This is a genomic window from Pseudomonas sp. GW821-FHT02C04 (assembly GCF_059421845.1).
This window is the reverse complement of the sequence record NZ_JBWKVT010000001.1, coordinates 876,780-900,327: the sequence shown is the minus strand read 5'-3', so window position 1 is coordinate 900,327 and position 23,548 is coordinate 876,780. Positions and strand designations below refer to the sequence as shown.

The window sequence follows — 23,548 nt, the reverse complement described above, 5'->3', positions numbered from 1 at the left end:
TAGGCTGGCCTTTCGCTCATCTGCCCAAGGAAGGAATACATGATGTCCATCGCCCTGCCCCTCGCCGCGTTGATTGCCTTCAGCGGCTACACCGTTGGCGTGATGCTGCAAACCGAGCAATCGCTGATCGACTTCGGCATCAGCCTGATGTCGCGGCCAGACACTGCGCAGGTGGTGATCGATCTTTATCTGCTGGCGACTCTCGCCGGCATCTGGATGTTCAAGGATGCGCGCAAGCGTGGGCAACCGGGCTGGTCGGTGGTGCCGTACCTGTTGCTGACGGCGGTGTTTGTTTCGGTCGGGCCGTTGTTGTACCTGGTGGTCCGGGGCCTGCAGAATCGCAAACGCCCGGCCGCCGTCATTTCGCCAGACGCCTGAGCCCGAACAGCATCCCGCCCGCCCCCAACAGCATCGCCGCCAGGAATATCGGGTACGACACCCACCACGGTGTCCCGGCGGTCATCATGCTTAACTCCGACATGCCGCCAATGCTCGCAATCAGGTTGAGCGGCAGGAACACCACGTTGATCAGCGTCAGCTTGCGCAGCAGGTTGTTTATGCTGTTGTTCATCAGGTTGCCCCGGGCGTCGATCAGCCCGGAGAACACCGTCGAGTAGATTTCCGCCTGCTTGTAGCACTGGTTGTTTTCGATGATCAGGTCGTCGATCAGACCGATGGCTTCGCTGCCGAAATGCTGTTTTTCCGCGTGGTTGCGCAACCGCGTGAGCACCGCGCCGTTGCTGTGCAGCGCGTTGATGTAATAGATCAGGCTTTCGCTGAGGTTGAACATCTGCACCAGATGCTGGTTTTGCATCGAAGCGTTGAATTTCTGCTGCAACTCCCGGGCGACCAGTTTGATTACCTTCAGGTGCCCGAGGTAGTGATGGATGTTGTTGAACAGCAGGTCCAGCAACACATCCAGCGGCGTATTGAGTGGCCGGCGTGTGCCGAGACCGTGCAACGGCGTCTCATCGGTGGCGATCACCAACAGTTGGCCCGGCGAAAACAGCAAACCGCAGGACGACACCTCGAACGCCAGGCTGCCGCCGCCGGAATAGTTCTCGGGGCGTTTCCAGATCAGGAACAGATGATCCGGATGAAACTCGATCCGCGACACCTCGTCCGGGTCCAGCGCCGAGGCCAGCGCGTGTTCGTCCAGTTTGAAGTGACTGTGAAGCACGTCGCGCTCGCCAGCGTCGGGGTTGCTGAACAGCATCACCTCGGCGTCCAGCCGCTCGACCCGCTGCAAGGCGCCGTGGCTCAGTGCAAAGCTGTTGATCATCGACCGGTCACCAGGCCTGACCGCGGCGTTTGAGCTCGAGACGGCGCACGAACTCCTCCAGTACCAGCGAATACAAGTCGTCCTGCAAGTACGCGTCTTCGATGCCGGCGTCGAGGTTCGGGTTGTCGTTGACCTCGATCACCACCACCTTGTCGCCGGCCTGTTTCAGGTCCACGCCATACAGTCCGTCGCCGATCAGGTTGGCGGTCTTCACCGCCAGCTCCACCACCGCGCGCGGCGCTTCGTGGATCGCCAGCGTGCGGCATTCGCCGTTGACGTCCTGGCCCTTGGCCTTGTGGTTGTAGATCTGCCAATGGCCCTTGGACATGAAGTACTGGCAGGCAAAGATCGGTTTGCGGTTGAGCACGCCAATGCGCCAGTCGTACTCGGTGTAGAAAAACTCCTGGGCCAGCAACAGCACCGAATGCTCGAACAGTTCGGCGGTGGCTTCGAGCAATGCCTGCTGGCTCTCGACCTTGATCACGCCACGGGAGAAACAGCCGTCAGGGATCTTCAGTACCAAAGGAAAACCGAGGCGTTCGCCGACCCGCTCGAAATCTTCGGGTCGCTCCTTGTACAGAATTTCCGTGGCCGGCATACCCAGTTGGTGGCTGTTGAGCAGGTCAGTGAGATAGACCTTGTTGGTGCAGCGCAGGATCGACGTCGGGTCGTCCATCACCACCAGCCCTTCGCTTTCTGCCTTCTTGGCGAAGCGGTAGGTGTGGTTGTCGACGCTGGTGGTCTCGCGGATCAGCAAGCCGTCGTATTCGGCCAGCCTTGCGTAGTCCTTGCGTTCGATCAGTTCGACATCGATGCCCATGCCTTTGCCGACCCGCACGAAGTTTTCCAGCGCACGGGCGTTGGACGGCGGCAAGGCTTCCTGCGGATCGTGCAGGATCGCCAGGTCATAACGTGCCACTTGCGGCGAACGCGGGACGCGCCAGATTTTGCGGCTGAAACCGTCCAGCGCATTGGCGAACTGATCTTCCTGATCATCGCGCAACTTGTGCAGGGCGCCGGACTTGATGCCTTCGATGTGCCAACCGTTAGTTCTGCGGAATTCAACTAACAGAATCGGACACGGGAATACTTCAAACAATTGACGGGCCAGATCCTGCAAAGGCTCGATGTGTGTTCTGCCGAAGTAAAGTGTCAGTGTAAAACCTTCAGTATCACTGTAGAGGTGATGGCTGAGGGCTTTTTCCAGGGTTTTATCCAGGTCATCCAGCGCCAGGCCATAGAGAGATTTACGGGTCAGTTCGCTGATGGTGCGCACCGACGGAATCACCTTGTGGCCCCGGGCCTCGGCCAGCAACGAGCAGTAGTAACCGTGGCCCAGATACTTGTAGCTGCGGCACAGGTTGATCACCTGCACCCGTTTTCCCGGCTCGCTGTCGGGGGGTTGTTCGAGGTACTCCTGCGCCGTCAGGATGTCTTCGCTGGGAAAGTAGGAGGCCCAGTCCTCCTTGCGTTCGACGATGATCAACACTTGACTGGAAGTTCTGATTTGCGGTTTTAAAAAAGTTGCCGCCGGCAAACTTTGCTTGGATACTTCGCGCCAATGACCCTGTACCGCTGACATAGAAATTGATCCGTTGGAGAACAAGACCTTTTCTATTAAGCACGAACTTTTTCGAAAGTCCCGTTTCGTTACGCAACTTTTACGGCGGTCATATGAACACTGTTTTTCGCTTGGCGACAGTTGATGATTTACCGGCGCTGCTGGCACTGGAAATGCACTGTTTCACCACGGATCGGCTCACCCGCCGCAGCTTTCAGTGGATGATTACCCGAGCCCACGGCCAGTTGCTGGTGGCCGAACGCGAAGGTCAGTTGCTGGGTTATGCGCTGGTGCTGTTCCATCGCGGCACGTCGCTTGCGCGGTTGTATTCCATCGCCATTTCCCCCGAAGCCCGGGGCGGTGGCCTGGGCAAGCAATTGCTGCAACGCATCGAGGCCTGTGCCCTTGAGCACGACTGCGCTTACCTGCGGCTGGAGGTGCGCACCGACAACCCTGCTGCCATCGCGCTGTACGAGCGCAGTGGCTATCGACGTTTTGCGCTGATCCACGACTACTACGAAGACCACGCTGATGCCCTGCGCCTGGAAAAACGTATCCTTCAACACCACGACTCACGCAGCCTAAAGGTGCCCTATTACCGGCAAACCACCGATTTCACCTGTGGTCCGGCCTGTTTGCTGATGGCCATGGGCGCATTGCAAGCTGATCGCTTGCTGGAGCGCCGCGAGGAATTGCAGCTCTGGCGTGAAGCGACCACCGTGTTCATGACCGCCGGCCATGGCGGTTGCAGCCCCCAAGGGCTGGCATTGGCTGCATGGCGCCGAGGGTTTCGCGTGCGCTTGCAACTGAGCATGACCGGGCCGCTGTTTCTCGACGGCGTGCGCGACACGCATAAAAAAGACGTCATGCGCCTGGTACATGACGAGTTCATGGCACAACTGAACGACACCGACGTTGATCAAATCATCGGCACGACGCTGGATTTACCCCGACTGCTCAGCGCCGGCGGGCAACCTTTGGTGTTGATCAGCAGCTATCGTCTGACCCGCTCCAAATCACCGCACTGGGTGATCGTCACCGATTGCGACGAAGATTTCGTCTACCTGCACGACCCCGATGTCGACCACAGCCAGCATCGCCAGCCCATGGACTGCCAGCATGTGCCGGTCAGCCATGGGGAGTTCGAAAAAATGTGTCGGTTCGGGCGAGGCAAGCTGCGGGCGGCCATAGTGCTCTACGCCCGCTCACCCGCATGAAGCGTTCATTTGAGTCCGACCTTGTACAGCGAGCCGTCGGACTCATCCGTCAGCACATACAGGTAACCATCCGGCCCTTGGCGTACATCGCGAATCCGCTGCTTCAAGTCGCCCATCAAACGCTCTTCATGCACGACCTTGTCGCCATCGAATTGCAGGCGGATCAGCTCCTGGCTGACCAGCGCGCCGATGAACACGTTGTGCTGCCACGGTTTGAAGCGATCGGCATCGTAGAACGCCATGCCGGTGACACCCGGTGATTTTTCCTAGACGTGATGCGGTGCGACAGTGCCTTCGGCGGTCTTCCCCTGGGCTTCCGGAATGGGCTGCATCGAGTAGTTGATGCCGTGGGTTGCCAGCGGCCAGCCGTAGTTTTTCCCGCGCTCGATGATGTTCACTTCGTCGCCACCGCGCGGGCCGTGTTCGTTCTCCCACAACGTGCCGGTCCATGGATTGAGCGCTGCACCCTGCGGGTTGCGATGGCCATAGGACCAGATCTCCGGGCGCACACCGGACTGACCGACAAACGGGTTGTCATCCGGCACCTTGCCGTCCGGATAGATCCGCACGACTTTACCCTGCAATTTGTCCAGATCCTGCGCGGTTGGCCGGTCGTTGTTTTCGCCAAGGGTGATGAACAGATAACCGTCACGGTCAAACACCAGTCGCGAGCCAAAGTGATTGCCGACCGACAGTTTCGGTTCCTGACGGAAAATAACAGTGAAGTCCTTGAGGGTTTTCAGGTCATCCGACAGGCGTCCACGCCCGACCGCCGTCCCGGCCTTGTCGCCGGCGCCGCCCCCTTCGGCGTACGACAGATACACCATCCGATCCTGTTTGAAGTCCGGCGACAACACCACGTCCAGCAACCCGCCCTGCCCCTTGGCCCAGACCTTCGGAACGCCCTCAATGGGCGCCGACAGTTTGCCGTCAGCCCCCACTACGCGCAGGTTGCCCGGACGCTCGGTCACCAGCATGCCCTGACGGTCCGGCAAGAACGCCAGGGCCCATGGATGCTCAAGACCCTGCGTAATGGTGGTGACTTCGAGGGTGCCCTGTTCGCTTTGCAGTTCCTTGGGAGCGGCAGCGAATGCCGGGCCGCAGATCACTGCGCTGGCACACAGGCCGGCTAAAAGGGTTTTACGCAACATGCACGTTTCCTTTTGTTCGATTGAAGGGCTGACAGAAACGGTTCTGCCATTCAACGGTTGCTCTCGCCGTCACGGGCGGGTGGGTTGGGAATGAATTTCGGCGGTGTACTCGGCACCGAACGCAGAGGCTGGCCATTGCCGATGCCACCGTTTTCCACGGTGGGCGGTCGAGGTACGGGGGCGAAATTCGGCCCGCGAAGTACCGGATTGGCCGGTTGCGTACCCTGCATGCTGTTGGGATTGGCCCGGTGAATCGGGCTGTTGTAAGGATTGTTGCTGTTGCCGGTCGGGCTTTGCGCCAGCAACAGGGTATCGGCATGAACCGCCCCGCCACTGAGGGCCAGCAATGCGATGCCAAGCAGAAAACGGTTCATGGACGGCCTCTCTCGATGCACGTGGAATAGAGCCTTCGAGTCCACGCTACGCCGAGGGTTCGGATTTGTTAACCCGTCATCGATAAACAAGGTGTAACACGGTTTGACCCGCCGCCCGCCTTCCCCTGAAGACAGCGGAAACTTTTGCGCCGGACCACAGGTCACCCGAACATCACTCGGAGAACGTCACCATGGCTCGGGCAATCTGGAAAGGCGCAATCAGTTTCGGTCTGGTGCACATCCCCGTAGCGCTGGTCTCGGCAACCTCATCCCAGGGCGTGGATTTCGACTGGCTGGACAGCCGCAGCATGGACCCGGTCGGCTATAAACGGGTCAACAAGATCACCGGCAAGGAAGTCACCAAGGAGCACATTGTCAAAGGCGTGCAGTTCGAAAAAGGTCGCTATGTGGTGCTCAGCGAGGAGGAAATCCGTTCGGCGCACCCGGTTTCGACCCAGACCATCGACATCTTTGCCTTCGTCGACAGCGAGCAGATCCCACTGCAAAACATCGACACGCCCTACTACCTGGCTCCGGACAAGCGCGGGGGCAAGGTCTACGCGTTACTGCGCGAAACCCTGAGCAAGACACACAAGGTCGCCCTCGCCCGCGTGGTCTTACACACACGCCAATATCTGGCGGCGTTGATGCCGCTGGAGTCTGCGCTGGTGCTGGTGAAACTGCGCTGGCCGCAGGAAGTACGCAGCCTGGACGAACTGGCGCTGGGCAGCGAAGTGACCAAACCGCAACTGGCGAAAGCCGAGCTGGACATGGCCAAACGACTCGTTGAAGACATGAGCGCCGACTGGAAGCCCGAAGATTACACCGACGAATTCGAAGACAAGATCATGGCCCTGGTGGACAAAAAGGCCCATGAAGGCAAGATCCAGAACGTTGAGACCGTTGACGGCGAAGAAGAGCGCAAGTCGGCTGATGTTATCGACTTGACCGAACTGCTCAAACGCAGTCTCGGCGGGAAATCACCGGCCAAACCGGCGAAGAAAGCCGCGAGCAAGACGACAGCGGCGAAAAAAACCAAAAAAGCATCGTGAAAATGAAATCGGGCGACTGTCTCTCAACAGTCGCCCGATTTATCAGATCAGAATGAAGATCGCCAGCAGACCGCCGAAGATCGCCCACTTTTCCAGGTAGTAGAGCTTGCGATTGCGCTTTTTCAGCTCTTTGCCGCGCAGGCGAATCTTGTAGATCTTGGTAAACAAGCGGTTGATACCCCCGGTGCGGTCGCCCGCATCGTTCGGCGCACCGGCGGCCGACATCACGGTCCGGCTGAACCAGCCGTTGAACGCAGCCGCCCAGCGATACTTCATCGGACGCTCGACATCGCAGAACAGAATGATGCGGTTCTGGTCGGTGGTGTTTTCCGCGTAGTGAATGTAGGTCTCGTCGAACATCACCGCTTCGCCATCGCGCCAGTGATAGTTCTCGCCATCGACGTTGATGTAGCAACCGGCGTCGTTCGGCGTTTCCAGGCCCAGGTGATAGCGATAGGAACCGGCATACGGGTCGCGGTGACGCACCAGTTTCGAACCGGGCGGCAGTTCAGCGAACATCGCGGCCTTGATCGAGCCGATGCTCTGCACCAGCTCAGTGGTGCGCGGGCACAGCTGCAACGCCGACGGGTGGCTGTCGCCGTACCATTTCAGGTAGAAGCGCTTCCAACCGGTCTTGAAGAAGGAGTTGAAACCGACATCGTCGTACTGGTTGGAACGCTTGATCTCACCGGCACGCAGCAACTTCTGCCCTTCCTCGCGGATTTCCTCCCAGTGAGCCTGCAACGGGCTCAGATCGGGAAAATCCTTCGGATCAAGGTAGGGCTTGTTCGGATTCTTCGAAAACAGATAAAGGAAGCAGTTGATCGGCGCCAGAAACGTCGAGTGATCGCTCAGCTGGCGGCCCAGTTTGTGGCGCACACGACCGCGCAAGTGAACGTATGCAATGGAAATGACATAAATAGCAGCAATGATGAGTTTCACGGAAATCGTCACACGTCAAAAGTGAACAAACTGCGCGCCTGCCGGCCGGTGGCCCAGGGTCTGATGCAGTGGCATGAATACAAATACTATCCCGGTGGCACTTCCTTGAGCCCATGCCGTTAGCGGCTATTGGGTGATCGGATGGCATTTTAGCCATACTTTGTAACCAAAGGTGAACCTCATCTGTGAAAAACTGTCCGCTGAATCTGCCAAATGGCGACCGCGGAGGCTTCACGCCAGTGAGCCGTGCCTCTCGCATCAGCGCTGCAGCAGATCGAGTTTGACGAGAGGAAGTGGAGACAGCGGGTCAGATGCGGTACCTGACTGACACTTGAGGATTTGATCTCCTGGAACGATATCGAGGAAATCAAAGACGCGCTGCAGAGTTTGCCTCTGAGCATTCAGGCGCTGGACTCATTGCTTTTTTACCAGACGAGCGAAAACCCGCGCCACAACGTGTAGATGGCGCGGGTGCCTGGACGAGAGTGCTGAAAAGGGAGACGCGCGATCAGGGTGTACCGCCAGGCCAAACGCTCAACGAAGTACGAAGGCCTGGTGAGTAGCGAACCGCGTTTATTTGGAGGTTGAATGGCTGGCCTTGCTCAATCCCTTGGTGTTGTGATCGCCTGGCGTTGTGGCCGAGATCGCCGTGGCCTTCGACAAGCCCCGTGTGGCTTTAGAGTGCGCGACACCCGAGGTCGCTGTTCCGTGCCCACGGTCAGTGTTGTGATCACGTCCGGTGTGTTGGCCACTCACGCCGTGATCCCGAATGGCCCTGCCGACATGATCCGCCTCCCGGCCTTCGGCGCGGCCATTGTTGGAGGCGCTGGCTGAGTGCCCGGCACTGTCGCCACCATGGCCAACACCGCTACCGTGACTGCCACCGCCACCGCCACCGCCACCGCCGCCAGCGCCATGACCACCACCATCCTTGGCAAAGGCAGAAGCCACGATGGACAGTTCAGCAGGCAATAACGGCGCCGCCGCAAACATCATTACGCACGACATGACGACAACGAGGTTTTTCTTTTTAACACGCATGATGGCATCCACAAGGGTTGATTTTACTGCCCTCTAGGACGCACTCAATGACATCCAGTTCAACCACAAGCGATAAGCGGAGACAGCAACACCTCACATATAAAGTGGGTGAGAATGCATTGCTTTCACTTCCCATTTGAAATGGTCAAACAAGAGTCAAATCGAGTAGAACAAGACCAGACTAATCGAAAGCACCCTTTAGAACTTCGTAGATAATCCTGCTTGCGACAGCCACCAGAATCAGGTCTGTTCCCGCCGGCTGCCATTCATACCCATCGTCGTGAGGCAACCGCCCCACAAGTCGACCATTCAGTTTTTTAGCGATACCCGGCGGAAGAGGCTTTCCGCGCGCCAGATTTTTCTGAATGCCATGTGGCAACGCACGACCAGGGTTCCAGTAGCCTCTATCGACGTTGAGCACGCCCGGAACGTCGCCTGGGTCGATAACCGGTGCACGGTCCCGGTTGAAAGAGCAGGATCCTTCAGTTTTTACAACCCTGGTTGCCGTGCCCCCACCAACTACCCGGACTTTCTGGTCAACTTGAGCGATGACCGTGGTAGATCTTTTGGCCCCGACAATCTGATAACGCTACATCGTCGCCTTGAGGGCGGACACAAAAACGCAGGCTTTGGCACGGGCGTCCGGGAGAATTCACAGCAACTGCTGCCGAGTGAGACATGGAGGGTTCTCCGGGAGTGCCCCTCAGCCTGGCAAGAACCCAATTGTTCTTCACCATTGCAAAAATAGTTGCCGCGACGAACGCCTGTCATCACGTTATGATATGCGCCGGATTTCATCCCGACCGCAAGAAAGCGGGGATACAAAATATCAATACGCTAAAAATGTCGCTCAAGGAGTGCGCATTAAATGAATCAAGAAGTCGAGCTGCTGACAAGAAAAATGAATCTAACCGCCAACGCAGCAGCAACAACAGCAGATATTTTACAACGGGAATCCGTTATGGCGTTCACATCATCAATCGCTCTGGATGAAAGCGCTCCGCTGTCCATTCGTCAAAGAGCAAAGGCAGCATTGGTTGGTGATGTTACACCAGGCAAAAAGCAGGCAGCCACTCTTGAGAAAATCCAGGACAAGTTAGACCTTGCATCGATCAAAACAAAAGAAGCCACAGACAAAGTAAACTCAATTCTCCAGCAGATGGTCACAAAAGAAGATCTCAGAAAAGCTCAGAACTCCATCTTTTACTACTTACTGATAGCGTACGTTGCCACCGTCGCATCAGTTGCGTATCTGCTGGCCTGATAGCCAAAGCCAAAGCCAAAACATCCCGAACTGCCCCTTGCTGTGGGCAGTTATTTTCTCTATGTGCCTTCGGGGTTAACGGGAGCCTCGGGTAACACTCTGGAAACATCGCCAGAACAGGTATGAACCATGGCACCTCTCTGTCGCAAGCAACGCAGCCAGATGCCGAAAGGCGACGCACCAAAACGAGAACGCTCCATTCGAGGCGCTCAATGTTCGGTAATGACAGCTTCGGGAGTAGCCTTGGGTTACGGCGCGGTCGAGCCGGCGTGATCCCTCCCTCCAGGAAGAGCGAGTGCATCAGGCAGACGTCGGATCTGCAAAATCAAGGGCCCCGGCCCTGAAGACGCTCGCGATGCCTTATCGGCCGCCATACAACTGCCGTCATACTTATGCGACAATATGCTTAATGTCCAACATGAACCCCGCATTCATCGCTCAGCAGCTTGGCCACAGCGTCCAAATGTTGCTGACGACGCATGCGCGTTGGCTCAACTCAAGCTCAGACTGGGGGGCTGGAAAAGCTCCAGATTGGTATCAATTCGGTATCAGGCAAAACAGACCAGCTCTAATCCATTGATAGGTAAGGTAATTGATCTCCACAGCTAACATCACGATGCAGTTCGGCGCCAAGCCGCTGTTCGAAAACGTTTCGGTCAAATTCGGCGCGGGTAACCGCTACGGCCTGATCGGCGCCAACGGTTGCGGCAAGTCGACCTTCATGAAAATCCTCGGCGGCGATCTCGATCCGTCCGGCGGTCAGGTCATGCTCGAGCCGAACGTGCGTCTGGGTAAGTTGCGCCAGGATCAGTTCGCCTACGAAGAATTCACCGTGATCGACACCGTGATCATGGGTCACGAAGAGCTGTGGAAGGTCAAGGCCGAGCGCGATCGTATCTACTCGCTGCCGGAAATGAGCGAAGAAGACGGCATGGCCGTGGCCGAACTGGAAACCGAATTCGCTGAAATGGACGGCTACACTGCCGAATCCCGCGCCGGCGAACTGTTGCTGGGCCTGGGTATCGGCATCGAGCAACACTTCGGCCCGATGAGCGAAGTGTCGCCAGGCTGGAAACTGCGCGTATTGCTGGCGCAGGCACTGTTCTCCGATCCGGAAGTGCTGTTGCTCGACGAACCGACCAACCACCTGGACATCAACACCATTCGCTGGCTGGAAAACGTTCTGACCCAGCGTAACAGCCTGATGATCATCATCTCCCACGACCGTCACTTCCTGAACAGCGTGTGCACCCACATGGCTGACCTGGATTACGGTGAGCTGCGCCTGTTCCCGGGCAACTACGACGAATACATGACCGTGGCGACCCAGTCCCGCGAGCAGTTGCTGTCGGACAACGCCAAGAAGAAAGCGCAGATCTCGGAGCTGCAATCGTTCGTCAGCCGCTTCTCGGCCAACGCCTCGAAAGCCAAGCAGGCCACTTCCCGCGCCAAGGCGATCGACAAGATCCAGTTGGCCGAAGTCAAGCCTTCGAGCCGGGTGAGCCCGTTCATCCGCTTCGACCAGAACAAGAAGTTGCACCGCCAGGCGGTCATCGTCGAGCACATGGCCAAAGGCTTCGACGGCAAGCCGCTGTTCAAGGACTTCAGCTTCCAGGTTGAAGCAGGCGAGCGCGTAGCGATCATCGGCCCGAACGGTATCGGCAAGACCACTCTGCTGCGCACCCTGGTCAACGAACTGACCCCGGATGCCGGTAGCATCAAGTGGACCGACGCAGCCGAACTGGGCTACTACGCTCAGGATCACGCTCACGACTTCGAAGATGACGTCACCCTGTTCGACTGGATGGGTCAGTGGACTCAGGGCGAGCAAATGATTCGCGGCACTCTGGGCCGGATGCTGTTCTCCAACGACGAAATCCTCAAGTCGGTGAAGGTGATCTCCGGTGGTGAGCAAGGTCGCATGCTGTTCGGCAAGCTGATCCTGCAAAAGCCGAACGTGCTGATCATGGACGAACCGACCAACCACCTGGACATGGAATCGATCGAGGCGTTGAACCTGGCGCTGGAAAACTACCCGGGCACGCTGATTTTCGTCAGCCACGACCGTGAGTTCGTATCGTCCCTGGCCACGCGCATCATCGAGCTGAGCCCGAACGGCGTGACCGACTTCAGCGGCACCTACGACGATTACCTGCGCAGCCAAGGCGTCGTGTTCTGAGTCGAATCGAGCGGTAAACAGAAAGCCCTGTCCTTGTGACGGGGCTTTTTTTTGCGCCGAGGAAAAATAGTTAGCCTGCTTCCTTTTATTTCAGCGCCAAGCCATGATGCGGACTCTCCCACCGCCGCCCGCGAACGAGCCCTCATGTCTGCGCAGCAACAGCCACCGCAAAGCTCCATGGCGATCACCCTGCAGATCGTCTCCATCGTTTTCTATACCTTTATTGCCTTCCTCTGCATCGGCCTGCCGATTGCGGTGTTGCCGGGCTACGTGCATGAACAATTAGGCTTCAGCGCAATCGTTGCAGGGCTGGTCATTGGTTCGCAGTACCTGGCCACCCTGCTCAGCCGGCCGATGGCCGGGCGCATGTCAGATACCGTCGGGACCAAACGGGCGATCGTTTATGGCTTGTCGGGGATTGTGCTCAGCGGCTTGCTGACGCTGGTTTCCACACTGCTGCAGGACTTCCCGCTGGCGAGCCTGATCATTTTGATCGCCGGGCGTTTGCTGCTCGGCATTGCGCAGGGCTTGATCGGTGTCGGCACCATCAGCTGGTGCATGGGCCAGGTGGGCGCGGAACACACCGCCCGATCCATCGGCTGGAACGGCATTGCTTCTTACGGCGCCATTGCGATCGGCGCACCGCTGGGCGTGCTGATGGTGGCCGATTACGGCTTTACCAGCCTCGGGATCGCATTATCGGTACTGGCGGCCGGTGCCCTGCTGTTGATCCGCAACAAACCTTCGGTGCCGGTGGTGCGTGGCGAGCGTTTGCCATTCTGGGCGGTGTTCGGGCGGATAGCGCCATTTGGTGCCAGTTTGAGCCTGGCTTCGATCGGTTACGGCACCCTGACCACCTTTATCACCCTTTATTACCTCAATCGCGGCTGGACCGGCGCGGCGTACTGCCTGACGGTGTTCGGCGTGTGTTTCATCCTTTCCCGGCTGCTGTTCATTTCCGCAATCGCTCGATTTGGCGGCTTTGCGTCCGCCATCGCCTGCATGGGCATCGAGACCGTCGGCCTGTTGCTGCTGTGGCTCGCACCGTCGACCGGGTATGCACTGATTGGCGCTGGCTTGGCCGGGTTTGGTCTGTCGCTGGTGTATCCGGCGCTGGGGGTTGAAGCGATCAAGCAAGTACCGAACTCCAGCCGTGGCGCCGGGTTGGGTGCTTACGCGGTGTTTTTCGATCTGGCACTGGCGATTGCCGGGCCGCTGATGGGCGCGGTGGCGTTGAATCTGGGGTATTCGTGGATTTTCCTGATCGCAGCACTGTTGTCCGTGACCGGACTGGCGTTGACGTTATGGCTCAAGCGTCGGGCGATGGCCTGAATCTTTACTGATCCGCCGTCTGCATCCCCGCCCGATCCGGTTTGCCCAGTGCATGGGAGAAGAACCGCCCGGCCTCGGAAATCAGGTTGCGGTGAATGTCTTCGCGGTCCACGCCATCGGCGTCGGTGCAGAGGGCCGGCATCGCACGAATCTGCTCTTCATTGCACGGCGCCATGAATACAAAGTGCCCTGCCCCGGCCAGCAACTTGAAGTCCGGCGCGGTCGGCAGTTTGCGCGCCAGGGCGGCGGCGTTTTTGTCGAAGGCCACCAGTTTGTCGCCGTCGCCGCTGTACAGCAGCACCGGCACATGCACGTCGGCCAGGGTGTGACGACCAAACTTGAGGCTCAGCGGCGCCATCAACAGCAAGGCGTGAACCCGAGGGTCGGCCACCGGCTGCAAGTCATCGCGGTCAACGATCAATTCGCCCTGGGTGTTGCAGGCGTCGCGGTCGTCCGGACGTTCCTGGCAGTAACGGCGCAGGCGATCCAGGTCAGGCTGGGCGCCGGAAAGAATCAACGCGGTCTCGCCGCCCGCCGAATAACCGATCACGCCGACCTGATCGGCGTTCACGAACGGTGCGAGCATGCGGTCGCCGAGGGTGGCGGTAATGGCTTCGGAAATCTGGATCGGGCGCCCATAAAGGTTGCTCAAGGTACCGAGGCGGCTGTGATCCTTGGAGTTGTCGCCGGGATGAATCACCGCGACCACCACAAAGCCCTTGCGTGCCAGCGATGTGGCGAGGTCGTGCAGCGCCAGTGGCGTGCCGGTGTTGCCGTGAGACAGCATCAGCATCGGAAAGCGGCCGAGGGCGACCTTGGTGTCTTCGCCGGCTTCGACCGAGTAGCCCTCGAGCAGGCTCATGTGTTCGCGGTCGGTGGAGGGATAGAACGCGATGGCGCGCATCGGTTGCAGATCGAGCGGGTCGAGGAACGTCATCTCGTGATAACCGACGCTCCAGCGCGGGTGCTGGCCGGGGGCTGCGTGCACTGAATTCAGGCTGCCAAGCAGGCAAATCAGTAACGTTGCACAAAGACGCATCATGGGATGCCCCACCCTGTTGTTACTCAATCGAAAGATCCGTTGTGTTACGACGCCCGAAACTCCGAGGTTCGGTGATCCGGCGCGGCGTTGCACTCAGACGTTGATCATCAGACTGCATAACCCGGGCCAGATTATGTAACAGTCGGAAACAAAAAACTCCGTATCTGGCCCTTGCAGAACCAGAATACAGAGTTTTTTTGAGATTGCCTGAACGAGAGCTGTTCTTTACGCAAGCCTTACGCAGCGGCGAACAGTTGCTCGCTGATGCGGGTGTGAGCCGCGCTCATGGCGTTGTTGCGAACTTCTTCGCCGTAGGCCAGGCCTTCGGCACGGACGATTTCGATGTCAGTGATGCCGAGGAAGCCGAATACCAGTTTCAGGTAGTCTTCGTGAGCAACGCCAGAAGCCTGACCGGCGTGGATGCCGCCCGAGGTGGAAACGATCACGACTTTCTTGCCACCGCACAGACCTTCAGGACCGGCTTCGGTGTAGCGGAATGTCTGGCCGGCAACGGCGATGCGGTCGATCCAGGCCTTGAGCTGGGTCGGAACGGTGAAGTTGTACATCGGCGCGGCAACGACGATGGCGTCAGCGGCGATGAATTCGGCCAGGGTGGTGGCGCTCAGCTCGGCTTCGTGCTGTTGTGCGGCGTTGCGCAGTTCAGCGGTGGTGCCGGCGGCGACCAGAGTGGTCGACGAGAAGTGGCTGATGGCGTCTGCAGCCAGGTCGCGGTAGGTCACGACAGCGCTTGGCTCGGCGGCCTGCCAGGCTTTGACGACTTCGGTGCTCAACTGACGGGAAGCAGAGTTGTCGCCCAGAATGCTCGAATCGATGTGCAGCAGTTTCATTTGGAATCTCCTGGAAAGAATCGCCGGTGGCGACGGAATGGAGACAATCCTACCTACGAAACCAATAGCTGATTAGACGGCAACAATGCGATAGTTTGTCCCACTGATAGAACAGTCGGATCTCCCCATGCAAGACCTCAACGATCTCTACTATTTTGCCAAAGTGGTCGAGGCCGGCGGATTCGCCGCTGCCGGCCGTTTGCTGGGCATTCCCAAGTCGCGGTTGTCACGGCGGATTGCCGAACTGGAAGAACGCCTCGGCGCGCGTTTGCTGCAACGCACCACTCGCCAACTGAAGCTGACTGCGGTTGGCGAGCGCTATTTGCGTCATTGTCAGGCGATGCTGCTGGAAGCGGAAATGGCTGATGAGACAGTGGCCAGCATGTCCAGCGAGCCCCGTGGGCGCCTGCGGGTTTCGAGCCCGACGGGGCTTGCCCATGAAATGCTGCCGATTGTGATCAGCAACTTCCTGGGCAAGTACCCTCAGGTGCAACTGGAAGTCACCCTGATCAATCGCCGAGTCGATCTGATCACTGAAGGCATCGACGTGGCCCTGCGCGTGCGCGAACACGGCGACGAAGAACCGATGCTGGTCACCCGCCGCTTGCGCCAGGCGCAAATGGTGGTGGTCGCCAGTCCTTCCTTTATACAGGGCGTGGAAATCAAGCATCCGCAGGACCTGAAGAACCTGCCGGTGCTCGGCGCACTGGAAGCCGATCGCATGGTGCATGTGCGCCTGCTCGATCAGCACGGCAAAAGTTGCGATCTGGCGCTGGAGGCCCGGCTGGGGATCGACGACTTTATCGTGCGCAAGGCCTGCGTGCTGGCCGGCCAGGGTTTCACCCTGCTGCCGATGATGTATTGCGAAGCGGAACTGAACAACGGCACGCTGGTGCAGTTGTTGCCGGAATGGTCATTGCCCGGCGGCTGGTTGCAAGCGGTGTATCCGCACCGGCGAGGAGTGATGCCGGCGGTGCGTGCCTGGATCGATCATCTGGTTGAGTCGTTTAATGCCTGTGGAGAGCGATTGTTATGAAACAAGGAAAGTTGAGCGAAGCGGACGTCGCGGATTTCTGCCTGGCATTGCCCGGTGCTCAAGAAGACTACAAATGGGGCGGCGTGCGGGTGTTTTCGATTGCCGGCAACAAGATGTTCGCCTTGCAGGGGCTGCGTGGCGAGTCGCTGGCGTTCAAGGTCGACAAGGATCTGTTTCTCGGTCATTGCGACCGGCCGGGCATTCACCCGGCGCCGTATCTGGCGCGGGCGCAGTGGATCATCATGCACCCGCCCTACCCTTTGGGCGCCGAGGAACTGCGAGGGTTGCTGCAACGTTCCCACCAGTTGGTGGTGAGCAAGCTGCCGAAGAAAACCCAGGTGGGTTTGCTGCTGTAGCCCTAACCCAACGCCAACAGGTTCGAGCCGAGGAACAACTGATCGATCCAGAACACCTGGTGCAGCGCGACGATCACCCAGAACAGAATCTGAAACGACACCTTGCGTGTTTTGTGCCGGAAGACTTGCTGGGCGATCAACGCACCTGGCCAGCCTCCCGCCAGTTCCACGGCGTGCAGGACATTCTCCGGGGTGCGCCAGGCCTCGGCGCGAGCCTTGCGCTTGTCGGCCCAGTACAGGAAAAACGCCAGCACGCTGACCAGCCCATAGGCCGTCAGCGGTACCAGTGAGATTCCGCGCAGCCACATCGACAGCGAACCGAACAGCGGCAACGCGCAGACGATAAGCAGTACCACCAGCTTCAACTTCAGATGCTGAATGTTGCCACCGGACGGGCCGCGATCCGGGCGGCGTGCGCGGGAATCACTCATGCCTTGGCCGCCGCCCAGTCCACCCAGCCGAACTGCCAGGTCGCCAGAATCAACAGGCCGAAAACGATCCGGTACCAGGCGAAGGCCGCGTAGCTGTGGCTGGCGATGAACTTCAGCAAGCCGCGAACAGCGATCATGGCGAAAACGAACGCCGTGACAAAACCGATGGCAAACACCGGGAAGTCCCCCGGCACGAAAAGATGGCGGTACTTGTAGCCCGAGTACACCGCCGCACCGACCATGGTCGGCATCGCCAGGAAGAACGAGAACTCGGTGGCGGTCTTGCGTGACAGGCCGAACAACAGGCCGCCGATGATGGTCGAGCCGGAGCGCGAGGTGCCCGGGATCATCGCCAGGCATTGGGCAAAGCCGACCTTCAGTGCATCTTTCCAGGTGATCTCGTCCACGGTTTCGGCGTGCACTTCATGCTGCCGGCGCTCGGCCCACAACATGATGATACCGCCCACCACCAGCGCCGTCGCCACGGTGACCGGGTTGAACAGGTACTTGTGAATCAGATCGGCAAAGATCACGCCCAGCACCACGGCGGGCAGGAAAGCGATCAGCAGGTTGGCGGTAAAACGCCGCGCACTCGGCTGAGTCGGCAAACCGATGACCACGTCGAGAATCTTGCGGCGAAACTCCCAGACCACCGCGAGAATCGCGCCGAGCTGGATGATGATGTTGAACGCCATCGCGCGTTCGCCGCCGAAATTCAGCAGGTCGGCGACAATGATCTGGTGTCCGGTACTGGAAATGGGCAAAAACTCCGTCAGCCCTTCTACAACTCCAAGAATCAGTGCCTGCAAGGCGGTCCAAAGATCCATCAATCCCCCAAAGAGCGATGCGCTACGGCATGCCCCGATAGTATTTTTTTACGTTCACTGCGTTCAGCGTAGCTGTTTGTTGCTGTACCGATTCCGCGCGCAAAGGATCCACACGAAACGGTCAAAATTCCGTGAAATGGCAACTTGGGTTCAGGTTTTCACGCGCGGGGCCGAAATCCTATCAGACAAGCCGTAATAGCGCTGCCGCGTTCTACGACTTGGGTCGCGTATGCCCGGCCACGGAAACGTGGTTGGATGCTGGCGGTGATTTATTACAAGAAAAAGAAATCGGAGTGACAGCGTTATGAACAGCTTGCGCAGTGTGTCGATCAGCCGACGCTTGTGGCTCATCTTGATTGTGGCGGTGGTCATGCTGCTGACCTTGGGCCTGTTGATGCTCAAGCAGATCCACGATGACCTGTATCACGCCAAGGCCCAGAAAACCCAACACGTGGTGCAGACCGCCAGCGGTTTGCTGACCTATTACCAAGGCCTGGAAGCGGCCGGAACCCTGACCCGCGACGCTGCCCAGAAGCAGGCACTGACCGCGATTCGCGGCCTGCGTTATGACCAGAACGATTACTTCTGGATCAACGACCTCACGCCCGTGATGGTCATGCACCCGACCAATCCCAAGCTTGAAGGCCAGAACCTCTCGGCGATCCGCGACCCGGATGGTTTCGCGGTGTTCAACGAGATGGTTGCCATCGCCAAGGCCAAAGGCGCCGGCATGGTCGATTACCGTTGGCCGAAACCCGGTGCCAGTGAACCGGTGGCCAAGACCTCCTACGTGAAACTGTTCGAGCCATGGGGCTGGGTACTGGGTTCCGGCGTGTACGTCGACGATGTGCAAGCCGAGTTTCAGGGCCAGGTGATCAAGGCTTCCGTCGTCGGCCTGGTGATCGCGCTGATCATGGGCGTGCTGGTGATCCTGATTGCCCGCAGCATTGTCCGCCCCTTGCAGGAAACCGTGAACGCCATGGCCAACATCGCCAGCGGCGAAAGCGACCTGACCCGCAGCCTCGACACCCACGGTCAGGACGAAGTCACGCAGTTGGCGCATCACTTCAATGCCTTCACCGCCAAGCTGCGCCGGGTGATCGGCGATTTGCAGGTGTCGGCCAGCGCGCTGGGCCAGTCCTCCACTGAACTGGGCAATGACGCGAACCAGGCTCAGCAGCGCAGCCAGCAACAGTCGCAGCAGATGGAACTGGTGGCGACCGCCATCAACGAAGTCACTTACGGCGTGCAGGATGTGGCGAAGAACGCCGAGCATGCCGCCAACGAAATGCGCGATGCCGAGGCGCAGGCGCAACAGGGCCAGATCAACATCGACGGCAGCCTGCAACAGATCGACAAACTGTCCGGCACCATCGATCAGGCAGTAGAGGTGATTCGTACGCTGGCGACCGAAAGCACGCAGATCGGCAGCGTTCTGGAGGTGATCCGCTCGATTGCCGAACAGACCAACCTGCTGGCGCTCAATGCCGCCATCGAAGCCGCCCGCGCCGGCGAACAGGGGCGAGGTTTTGCGGTGGTGGCCGATGAGGTCCGCCTGCTGGCGCAACGCACGCAGAAATCCACGGCGGAAATCCAGTCGATGATCGAGCGTCTGCAAAACCATTCCGAAGCCGCCGTGAAGGTGATCGGTGACAGCAGCAAGGCCTCGCAACTGACCATCGAGCAGGCCGGACTGGCCGGTGCGAGCCTGAATGCCATCGGCCAGGCGCTGCGCAACCTCAACGGCCTGAACGCGTCGATCGCCAGTGCGACCCTGCAACAGGCGCACGTGGTCGAGGACATCAACCAGAACGTCACCCAGGCCGCCGGCCTGTCCCACAGCACCGCAATGGCCGCTGAGCAGTCGAGTGCCGCCAGTGTGCGGCTGGGCCAGTTGAGCGAGCAGTTGAACGGATTGCTGCGCCAGTTCCGCGTCTGACGATCTCACCCTGTGGGAGGCTCACTCCCACAGGTTTTTCGGTACAATCCGCCCCCTCTTTTATTCCCTCCAAGGATCTTGCATGTCCGGGCTCGAACTGTTTGCCGCCGCCCTCGGTGTGATCGCCGTCTGGCTGACGGTCAAACAGAATCCCTGGTGCTGGCCGATCGGGCTGGTCATGGTGTTGCTCTACAGCTGGGTTTTCTTCGAGGTGAAGCTGTATTCGGACATGTTGCTGCAGGTGGTTTACGCCGCCCTGCAAGTCTACGGTTGGTGGCAATGGACCCGGGCGGGGACGATGCATGACGGCCGCCAGGTCAGCCGGCTCGACACGCCTTCAATCCTCAAAGGGCTGGCCATCGGCAGCGTCGGCAGTCTGCTGCTGGGCGCCGCCATGGCGCACTGGACCGATGCCGCGCAACCCTGGCTCGACGCCGCACTGACCGGTTTCAGCCTCGTCGCGCAATTCTGGATGGCCCACAAGCGCCTGCAATGCTGGGCATTGTGGTTCGTGCTCGATGTGATTTTCGTCGGTCTGTTCCTTTATAAGGCGCTTTACCTTACTGCTGCGTTGTACGCCTTGTTCACCCTGATCGCGGTGCTGGGCTGGCGGGAATGGCGCGCCGATCCGGCGTTGCGCACATGAAAGTCGTCGTCCTTACCGGCCCGGAGTCCAGCGGCAAGAGCTGGCTGGCGGCCGGCCTTCAGCAACAGTTCGGCGGCCTGCGGGTGGACGAGTACGTGCGCTGGTTCATCGAGCAGAATCCACGGGACACCTGCCTCGCCGATATCCCCGAGATCGCTCGGGGCCAGTTGCAATGGGAAGACGACGCACGAGCGCAACAACCGCCGCTGCTGATCCTCGACACGCACCTGTTGAGCAACATGTTGTGGAGCCAGACGCTGTTCGGTGACTGCCCGGCCTGGCTGGAGACGGAGCTTTTGGCCCGCCATTACGACCTGCACCTGTTGCTCTCCCCGGAGCAGATCGACTGGACCGACGATGGCCAACGCTGCCAGCCGCAGCTGAGTGAACGACTGGCGTTCTACGACGCCACAAAGGCCTGGCTGGAGCAGCATCGCCAACCGGTCCGGATCATTCAGGGCGACTGGGCCGCGCGGCAGACTCAAGCCTTCGACGCCGTGCGAAACCTGCTGGAAGGCTGACCCCGTTTCCCGGGTCGGTTTCCCCTGCTTTGGGGCCAAAGTGTCCGATCCTGAAACACTCCCTCGGGTGCAAAGTGCCCGTCTCAACGGCCTTCATCGCTTTGTCACCCGACTTGTTACGCCTGTGAAACACATGCTCGCAAACCCTTGTTCCAGAGCTTTGCAACGACTATAGCCACCTGCACCGACAGGGGGTTGTTTCAATCGTGAAACAGCTTTTGTATCAAGGCTGCACGCCATCCATCCAACCCGTTGAAATCCATGAATATTTAAAAAGCGGCACAGCTTTCGCTCTCTCCTTCACAACGCTGACCAGGCCCAGCCCACTGAAGAAGGAATTGCCGCCGTGGGAAATTTCAATAAAGCCTTCACTTGCCTTCTGCTGATCGGATCAGCTGCCAGCACTTTCCTCAGTTTCAACGTTCAGGCCGAAGGCAATGGCGTGATCGTGCTCAATCGCGACGTCCAGCCCATCCCCATCGGACGCAGCGCTCCCGGCAAAGACCCCTACCCGACCACCGTGAATGCCAACCCTTCAGGTCGTATCGACCAGGCAATGACCAGCACCGAACTCAGTGACGGTGAATTTGCCAGTGTAGCCAGTGGTGCATCCATTCGCGGAAACATGGCCGTAGGGTCAAGCCTGCCCGGCACCAACGTCTTGACCAATCCAAACGGTCTGCCCGGCATGGGAGCCGGTCATGGCGGCGGTAGTGGTGGCACGATTTCCAACACCATCAACCGCTCCCTCAGCACCGGTCTGGCTCCGCTGACCCGCATGGCCGGAGGCCAATAAGATGAATCGTTCCCTGCTCCTGCTTGCTCTGCTTGGCTGCACCAGTGTCATGGCCGATCCGAGCGCCGTGGACAGCGCCAACATTCAGAACTCCGGCGTGCAGTACAACGGCAACTTCAACGTCAACCAGGCCGCCGGCGACCAACAGCAACAGACCAACGTCAAGTCGATTGCCATCGGCACGTCGGCCAGCGCCACCACCACCATTCACCAGAAACTCGATACCCCCGCCGACCGCTCGATCAACGCGAGCTCCACCATCGGCGGTACCTCATTCAGTAACGGCAACGGTGCACTGGGCGTGAACCAGGGTTCCGGGGCCAACAACCAGATGGCCAACGCCATGCGCATCAGCATCAGTGCTGCACCGCAGAGCGTTGACGATAGCGCCCTTTCCCAACAGAACGTGGCGTTGTTACCGAGCTCAGGAGCAACTGGTACCTCACCCGGCAGTCGCCAGGTCACGACAAGTGATCAGGCCTTCACCGGCAGCCGAGGGGTAATCCAGGTGAACCAGAGTGCCGGGGTGGGGAACCGAATGGCTAACACCCTGAGCATCCGGGTCGCTGACTGACCCAAATAAAAAGCAGTGCAATTAGAAAGTACCAACACTTAACCAACTAATAAGCACGGAGAAACACCATGAAACCTACAATGGCCCTCAAACCACTGGTTTTCGCTCTCGCAGCAGTGATGGCAATCGCAGCACAGGCAGGCGGTCGTGATGATGACAATCACGGTCATGGTAACGGGCACGGCAATGGACATGGTCATGACCATGATCCAAAAGGCCCAACCCTGGAAGAACTGCTGCAAATCGGCGCAGGCGCCGGTGCCGCAGTGCTTGATGTGCAAAACAACAGCGGTAACACCGTGTTGAACCAGGGCACCCAAAACAACGCATCAGTCAGTGGCTCGCTCAACGGCGCCAACGGCAATATCGGCGCCAACAACGTGGCTGGCGACGGCAACCAACAAGACAACGCCGCTGCTCTGGCAACCGCTGACGAAAGCTTCATCTTCGGCTCCGCTGTATCTGCCTCCAGCGCAACTCAAGTCAACACCAACAACGGTGTTGCCAACTACTCCAGCACTGCCAACGCCAGCCTGAACAACGTCGGCAACAGCGGCTCGGGTAACATCGGCGTGAACAACGCCGCCGGCAACTTCAACCAACAGAAAAACAACCTGGCAATCGCTGTGTCCGGTGGTCGTGTAGCGCAAGCCGCTGCCGCCGCCAACCAAAGCACCACCGGTCTGCAAGTGGCCAACAACGGCACCCAGACCTACAAAAAAGATACGCTTACTGGCACATTTACCGCAGGCGGCGTATTCGTAGCTGCAGGCACCGCAACCACCAAAGACGATGATCATGGTCATGGTCATAGCGGCGGCGGTTATGGCAACGACGACCGTGGCCATGGTGGCAACGGCGGTGGCAAAGATCAGAAATCTGACTTCGTTGCCGTGGGTGTCTTCGGTCTGGCTGGCGTAACCACTCAACAAGTGATGACCCCAGACGGCTGGAAAAACCCAGTTACCAACAACGCCAACATGACCAACGTGGGCAACAACTGGTCTGGCAACGGTGGCTTCAACAACGCTGCTGGCGTTGGCAACCAACAAAGCAACTCGCTGTCCATCGCTGCAGGTTGCAAAGCCTGCATGTAATCGCGATCGAAACGAAAGCCCCGGAAACGGGGCTTTTCCT

General features: G+C 58.9%; 23 protein-coding genes and 3 pseudogenes. 15 read left to right on the top strand and 11 right to left on the bottom strand.

Going from position 1 to position 23,548, the window contains the following annotated elements; all coding sequences use genetic code 11:
* Positions 1 to 39 precede the first annotated feature (39 nt).
* Positions 40 to 378: a DUF2834 domain-containing protein gene (locus AC07VV_RS04200; RefSeq protein ID WP_495035405.1), complete on the top strand. Its 339-nt coding sequence runs from the start codon at positions 40 to 42 to the stop codon at positions 376 to 378.
* Here AC07VV_RS04200 and AC07VV_RS04195 read toward each other — a convergent pair.
* Both AC07VV_RS04195 and AC07VV_RS04190 read right to left on the bottom strand, forming a co-directional pair.
* Positions 359 to 1,282 carry a magnesium transporter CorA family protein gene (locus tag AC07VV_RS04195; RefSeq protein WP_495035404.1) on the bottom strand — a complete coding sequence of 308 codons (924 nt, stop codon included), beginning with the start codon at positions 1,280 to 1,282 and terminating at the stop codon, positions 359 to 361. The two genes, AC07VV_RS04200 and AC07VV_RS04195, sit on opposite strands and share 20 nt — an antisense overlap.
* 7 nt (positions 1,283 to 1,289) lie before the next feature.
* Positions 1,290 to 2,864: a RimK family ATP-grasp domain-containing protein gene (locus AC07VV_RS04190; protein WP_096820340.1), complete on the bottom strand. Its 1,575-nt coding sequence runs from the start codon at positions 2,862 to 2,864 to the stop codon at positions 1,290 to 1,292.
* A gap of 92 nt (positions 2,865 to 2,956) precedes the next feature.
* Between AC07VV_RS04190 and rimI the strand changes: the two genes are divergently transcribed.
* Positions 2,957 to 4,060 carry a ribosomal protein S18-alanine N-acetyltransferase gene (gene rimI / locus AC07VV_RS04185; RefSeq protein ID WP_495035403.1) on the top strand — a complete coding sequence of 368 codons (1,104 nt, stop codon included), beginning with the start codon at positions 2,957 to 2,959 and terminating at the stop codon, positions 4,058 to 4,060.
* Between the two features lie 5 nt (positions 4,061 to 4,065).
* Here rimI and AC07VV_RS04180 read toward each other — a convergent pair.
* Positions 4,066 to 5,211 (bottom strand): annotated as a pseudogene (locus AC07VV_RS04180) (PQQ-dependent sugar dehydrogenase).
* A 50-nt stretch (positions 5,212 to 5,261) separates the two neighbouring features.
* Positions 5,262 to 5,585, bottom strand: coding sequence for a hypothetical protein (locus AC07VV_RS04175; protein ID WP_495035402.1), 324 nt, complete (start codon positions 5,583 to 5,585; stop codon positions 5,262 to 5,264).
* 191 nt (positions 5,586 to 5,776) lie between these two features.
* Here AC07VV_RS04175 and ku point away from each other — a divergent pair, with 191 nt between their 5' ends.
* On the top strand, positions 5,777 to 6,637 hold the full coding sequence (ku, locus tag AC07VV_RS04170) for a non-homologous end joining protein Ku (RefSeq protein WP_495035401.1): 861 nt from the start codon (positions 5,777 to 5,779) through the stop codon (positions 6,635 to 6,637).
* Between the two features lie 42 nt (positions 6,638 to 6,679).
* Here ku and lpxO read toward each other — a convergent pair whose 3' ends face one another.
* From lpxO to AC07VV_RS04155, 3 genes and pseudogenes are all read right to left on the bottom strand, one after another.
* Complete coding sequence (gene lpxO, locus AC07VV_RS04165; RefSeq protein ID WP_495035400.1) at positions 6,680 to 7,579, bottom strand: lipid A hydroxylase LpxO; 900 nt, start codon at positions 7,577 to 7,579, stop codon at positions 6,680 to 6,682.
* A 573-nt stretch (positions 7,580 to 8,152) separates the two neighbouring features.
* The gene (locus AC07VV_RS04160; RefSeq protein ID WP_495035399.1) at positions 8,153 to 8,620 is read right to left on the bottom strand and encodes a hypothetical protein; all 468 of its coding nucleotides are present in this window, start codon (positions 8,618 to 8,620) and stop codon (positions 8,153 to 8,155) included.
* Between the two features lie 181 nt (positions 8,621 to 8,801).
* A pseudogene (locus AC07VV_RS04155) lies at positions 8,802 to 9,071 on the bottom strand (anti-virulence regulator CigR family protein); the annotation flags it as partial.
* Between the two features lie 417 nt (positions 9,072 to 9,488).
* On the opposite strand from AC07VV_RS04155, the gene AC07VV_RS04150 reads away from it, so the two are divergent.
* The 4 genes and pseudogenes from AC07VV_RS04150 (at position 9,489) to AC07VV_RS04135 (ending at position 13,395) form a co-directional block, all read left to right on the top strand.
* A complete protein-coding gene (locus AC07VV_RS04150; RefSeq protein WP_495035398.1) occupies positions 9,489 to 9,884 on the top strand; it encodes a hypothetical protein in 396 nt (131 codons plus the stop codon).
* 269 nt (positions 9,885 to 10,153) lie between these two features.
* Positions 10,154 to 10,456 (top strand): annotated as a pseudogene (locus tag AC07VV_RS04145) (site-specific integrase); the annotation flags it as partial.
* A gap of 20 nt (positions 10,457 to 10,476) precedes the next feature.
* Positions 10,477 to 12,063 carry an ABC-F family ATPase gene (locus tag AC07VV_RS04140; protein ID WP_096820333.1) on the top strand — a complete coding sequence of 529 codons (1,587 nt, stop codon included), beginning with the start codon at positions 10,477 to 10,479 and terminating at the stop codon, positions 12,061 to 12,063.
* A gap of 144 nt (positions 12,064 to 12,207) precedes the next feature.
* Entirely contained in the window at positions 12,208 to 13,395 is a 1,188-nt protein-coding gene (locus AC07VV_RS04135) for an MFS transporter (protein WP_495035397.1), read from the top strand.
* 4 nt (positions 13,396 to 13,399) lie between these two features.
* Here the strand turns inward: AC07VV_RS04135 and AC07VV_RS04130 are convergent, their stop codons facing one another.
* Together AC07VV_RS04130 and AC07VV_RS04125 are read right to left on the bottom strand one after the other, a co-directional pair.
* Entirely contained in the window at positions 13,400 to 14,437 is a 1,038-nt protein-coding gene (locus AC07VV_RS04130; protein WP_102621329.1) for an alpha/beta hydrolase family protein, read from the bottom strand.
* Positions 14,438 to 14,673: 236 nt separating this feature from the next.
* The gene (locus tag AC07VV_RS04125; RefSeq protein WP_249486290.1) at positions 14,674 to 15,285 is read right to left on the bottom strand and encodes an FMN-dependent NADH-azoreductase; all 612 of its coding nucleotides are present in this window, start codon (positions 15,283 to 15,285) and stop codon (positions 14,674 to 14,676) included.
* A 127-nt stretch (positions 15,286 to 15,412) separates the two neighbouring features.
* Here AC07VV_RS04125 and AC07VV_RS04120 point away from each other — a divergent pair, with 127 nt between their 5' ends.
* Together AC07VV_RS04120 and AC07VV_RS04115 are read left to right on the top strand one after the other, a co-directional pair.
* Positions 15,413 to 16,321: a LysR substrate-binding domain-containing protein gene (locus tag AC07VV_RS04120; protein ID WP_495035396.1), complete on the top strand. Its 909-nt coding sequence runs from the start codon at positions 15,413 to 15,415 to the stop codon at positions 16,319 to 16,321.
* Positions 16,318 to 16,677 carry an MmcQ/YjbR family DNA-binding protein gene (locus tag AC07VV_RS04115; RefSeq protein ID WP_096820328.1) on the top strand — a complete coding sequence of 120 codons (360 nt, stop codon included), beginning with the start codon at positions 16,318 to 16,320 and terminating at the stop codon, positions 16,675 to 16,677. The genes AC07VV_RS04120 and AC07VV_RS04115 overlap by 4 nt, the downstream gene beginning before the upstream one ends.
* Before the next feature lie 2 nt (positions 16,678 to 16,679).
* On the opposite strand, the gene AC07VV_RS04110 is transcribed toward AC07VV_RS04115, so the two are convergent.
* Both AC07VV_RS04110 and AC07VV_RS04105 read right to left on the bottom strand, forming a co-directional pair.
* Positions 16,680 to 17,108, bottom strand: a complete 429-nt coding sequence (locus AC07VV_RS04110; protein ID WP_495035395.1) for a DUF1294 domain-containing protein — start codon at positions 17,106 to 17,108, stop codon at positions 16,680 to 16,682.
* Positions 17,105 to 17,935 carry an undecaprenyl-diphosphate phosphatase gene (locus AC07VV_RS04105; protein WP_495035394.1) on the bottom strand — a complete coding sequence of 277 codons (831 nt, stop codon included), beginning with the start codon at positions 17,933 to 17,935 and terminating at the stop codon, positions 17,105 to 17,107. The genes AC07VV_RS04110 and AC07VV_RS04105 overlap by 4 nt, the downstream gene beginning before the upstream one ends.
* A gap of 304 nt (positions 17,936 to 18,239) precedes the next feature.
* Between AC07VV_RS04105 and AC07VV_RS04100 the strand changes: the two genes are divergently transcribed.
* From AC07VV_RS04100 to fapC, 6 genes are all read left to right on the top strand, one after another.
* A complete protein-coding gene (locus AC07VV_RS04100) occupies positions 18,240 to 19,874 on the top strand; it encodes a methyl-accepting chemotaxis protein (RefSeq protein WP_495035393.1) in 1,635 nt (544 codons plus the stop codon).
* Positions 19,875 to 19,956: 82 nt separating this feature from the next.
* A complete protein-coding gene (gene pnuC, locus AC07VV_RS04095) occupies positions 19,957 to 20,520 on the top strand; it encodes a nicotinamide riboside transporter PnuC (RefSeq protein WP_102621332.1) in 564 nt (187 codons plus the stop codon).
* A complete protein-coding gene (locus AC07VV_RS04090; RefSeq protein WP_495035392.1) occupies positions 20,517 to 21,041 on the top strand; it encodes an AAA family ATPase in 525 nt (174 codons plus the stop codon). The genes pnuC and AC07VV_RS04090 overlap by 4 nt, the downstream gene beginning before the upstream one ends.
* A gap of 346 nt (positions 21,042 to 21,387) precedes the next feature.
* On the top strand, positions 21,388 to 21,837 hold the full coding sequence (fapA, locus tag AC07VV_RS04085; RefSeq protein ID WP_096820322.1) for a functional amyloid chaperone FapA: 450 nt from the start codon (positions 21,388 to 21,390) through the stop codon (positions 21,835 to 21,837).
* A 1-nt stretch (position 21,838) separates the two neighbouring features.
* Entirely contained in the window at positions 21,839 to 22,411 is a 573-nt protein-coding gene (gene fapB, locus AC07VV_RS04080; protein ID WP_096820321.1) for a fibril amyloid subunit FapB, read from the top strand.
* 68 nt (positions 22,412 to 22,479) lie between these two features.
* A complete protein-coding gene (gene fapC, locus AC07VV_RS04075) occupies positions 22,480 to 23,508 on the top strand; it encodes an amyloid-like fimbrin subunit FapC (protein WP_495035391.1) in 1,029 nt (342 codons plus the stop codon).
* Positions 23,509 to 23,548: the final 40 nt, after the last annotated feature.

Coding starts and splice junctions, on each gene's coding strand:
- AC07VV_RS04200 (WP_495035405.1), top strand. CDS start 40: ATGATGTCCATCGCCCTGCCCCTCGCCGCGTTGATTGCCTTCAGCGGC.
- AC07VV_RS04195 (WP_495035404.1), bottom strand. CDS start 1,282: ATGATCAACAGCTTTGCACTGAGCCACGGCGCCTTGCAGCGGGTCGAG.
- AC07VV_RS04190 (WP_096820340.1), bottom strand. CDS start 2,864: ATGTCAGCGGTACAGGGTCATTGGCGCGAAGTATCCAAGCAAAGTTTG.
- rimI (WP_495035403.1), top strand. CDS start 2,957: ATGAACACTGTTTTTCGCTTGGCGACAGTTGATGATTTACCGGCGCTG.
- AC07VV_RS04175 (WP_495035402.1), bottom strand. CDS start 5,585: ATGAACCGTTTTCTGCTTGGCATCGCATTGCTGGCCCTCAGTGGCGGG.
- ku (WP_495035401.1), top strand. CDS start 5,777: ATGGCTCGGGCAATCTGGAAAGGCGCAATCAGTTTCGGTCTGGTGCAC.
- AC07VV_RS04160 (WP_495035399.1), bottom strand. CDS start 8,620: ATGCGTGTTAAAAAGAAAAACCTCGTTGTCGTCATGTCGTGCGTAATG.
- AC07VV_RS04150 (WP_495035398.1), top strand. CDS start 9,489: ATGAATCAAGAAGTCGAGCTGCTGACAAGAAAAATGAATCTAACCGCC.
- AC07VV_RS04135 (WP_495035397.1), top strand. CDS start 12,208: ATGTCTGCGCAGCAACAGCCACCGCAAAGCTCCATGGCGATCACCCTG.
- AC07VV_RS04130 (WP_102621329.1), bottom strand. CDS start 14,437: ATGATGCGTCTTTGTGCAACGTTACTGATTTGCCTGCTTGGCAGCCTG.
- AC07VV_RS04125 (WP_249486290.1), bottom strand. CDS start 15,285: ATGAAACTGCTGCACATCGATTCGAGCATTCTGGGCGACAACTCTGCT.
- AC07VV_RS04120 (WP_495035396.1), top strand. CDS start 15,413: ATGCAAGACCTCAACGATCTCTACTATTTTGCCAAAGTGGTCGAGGCC.
- AC07VV_RS04115 (WP_096820328.1), top strand. CDS start 16,318: ATGAAACAAGGAAAGTTGAGCGAAGCGGACGTCGCGGATTTCTGCCTG.
- AC07VV_RS04110 (WP_495035395.1), bottom strand. CDS start 17,108: ATGAGTGATTCCCGCGCACGCCGCCCGGATCGCGGCCCGTCCGGTGGC.
- AC07VV_RS04105 (WP_495035394.1), bottom strand. CDS start 17,935: ATGGATCTTTGGACCGCCTTGCAGGCACTGATTCTTGGAGTTGTAGAA.
- AC07VV_RS04100 (WP_495035393.1), top strand. CDS start 18,240: ATGAACAGCTTGCGCAGTGTGTCGATCAGCCGACGCTTGTGGCTCATC.
- pnuC (WP_102621332.1), top strand. CDS start 19,957: ATGTCCGGGCTCGAACTGTTTGCCGCCGCCCTCGGTGTGATCGCCGTC.
- AC07VV_RS04090 (WP_495035392.1), top strand. CDS start 20,517: ATGAAAGTCGTCGTCCTTACCGGCCCGGAGTCCAGCGGCAAGAGCTGG.
- fapB (WP_096820321.1), top strand. CDS start 21,839: ATGAATCGTTCCCTGCTCCTGCTTGCTCTGCTTGGCTGCACCAGTGTC.
- fapC (WP_495035391.1), top strand. CDS start 22,480: ATGAAACCTACAATGGCCCTCAAACCACTGGTTTTCGCTCTCGCAGCA.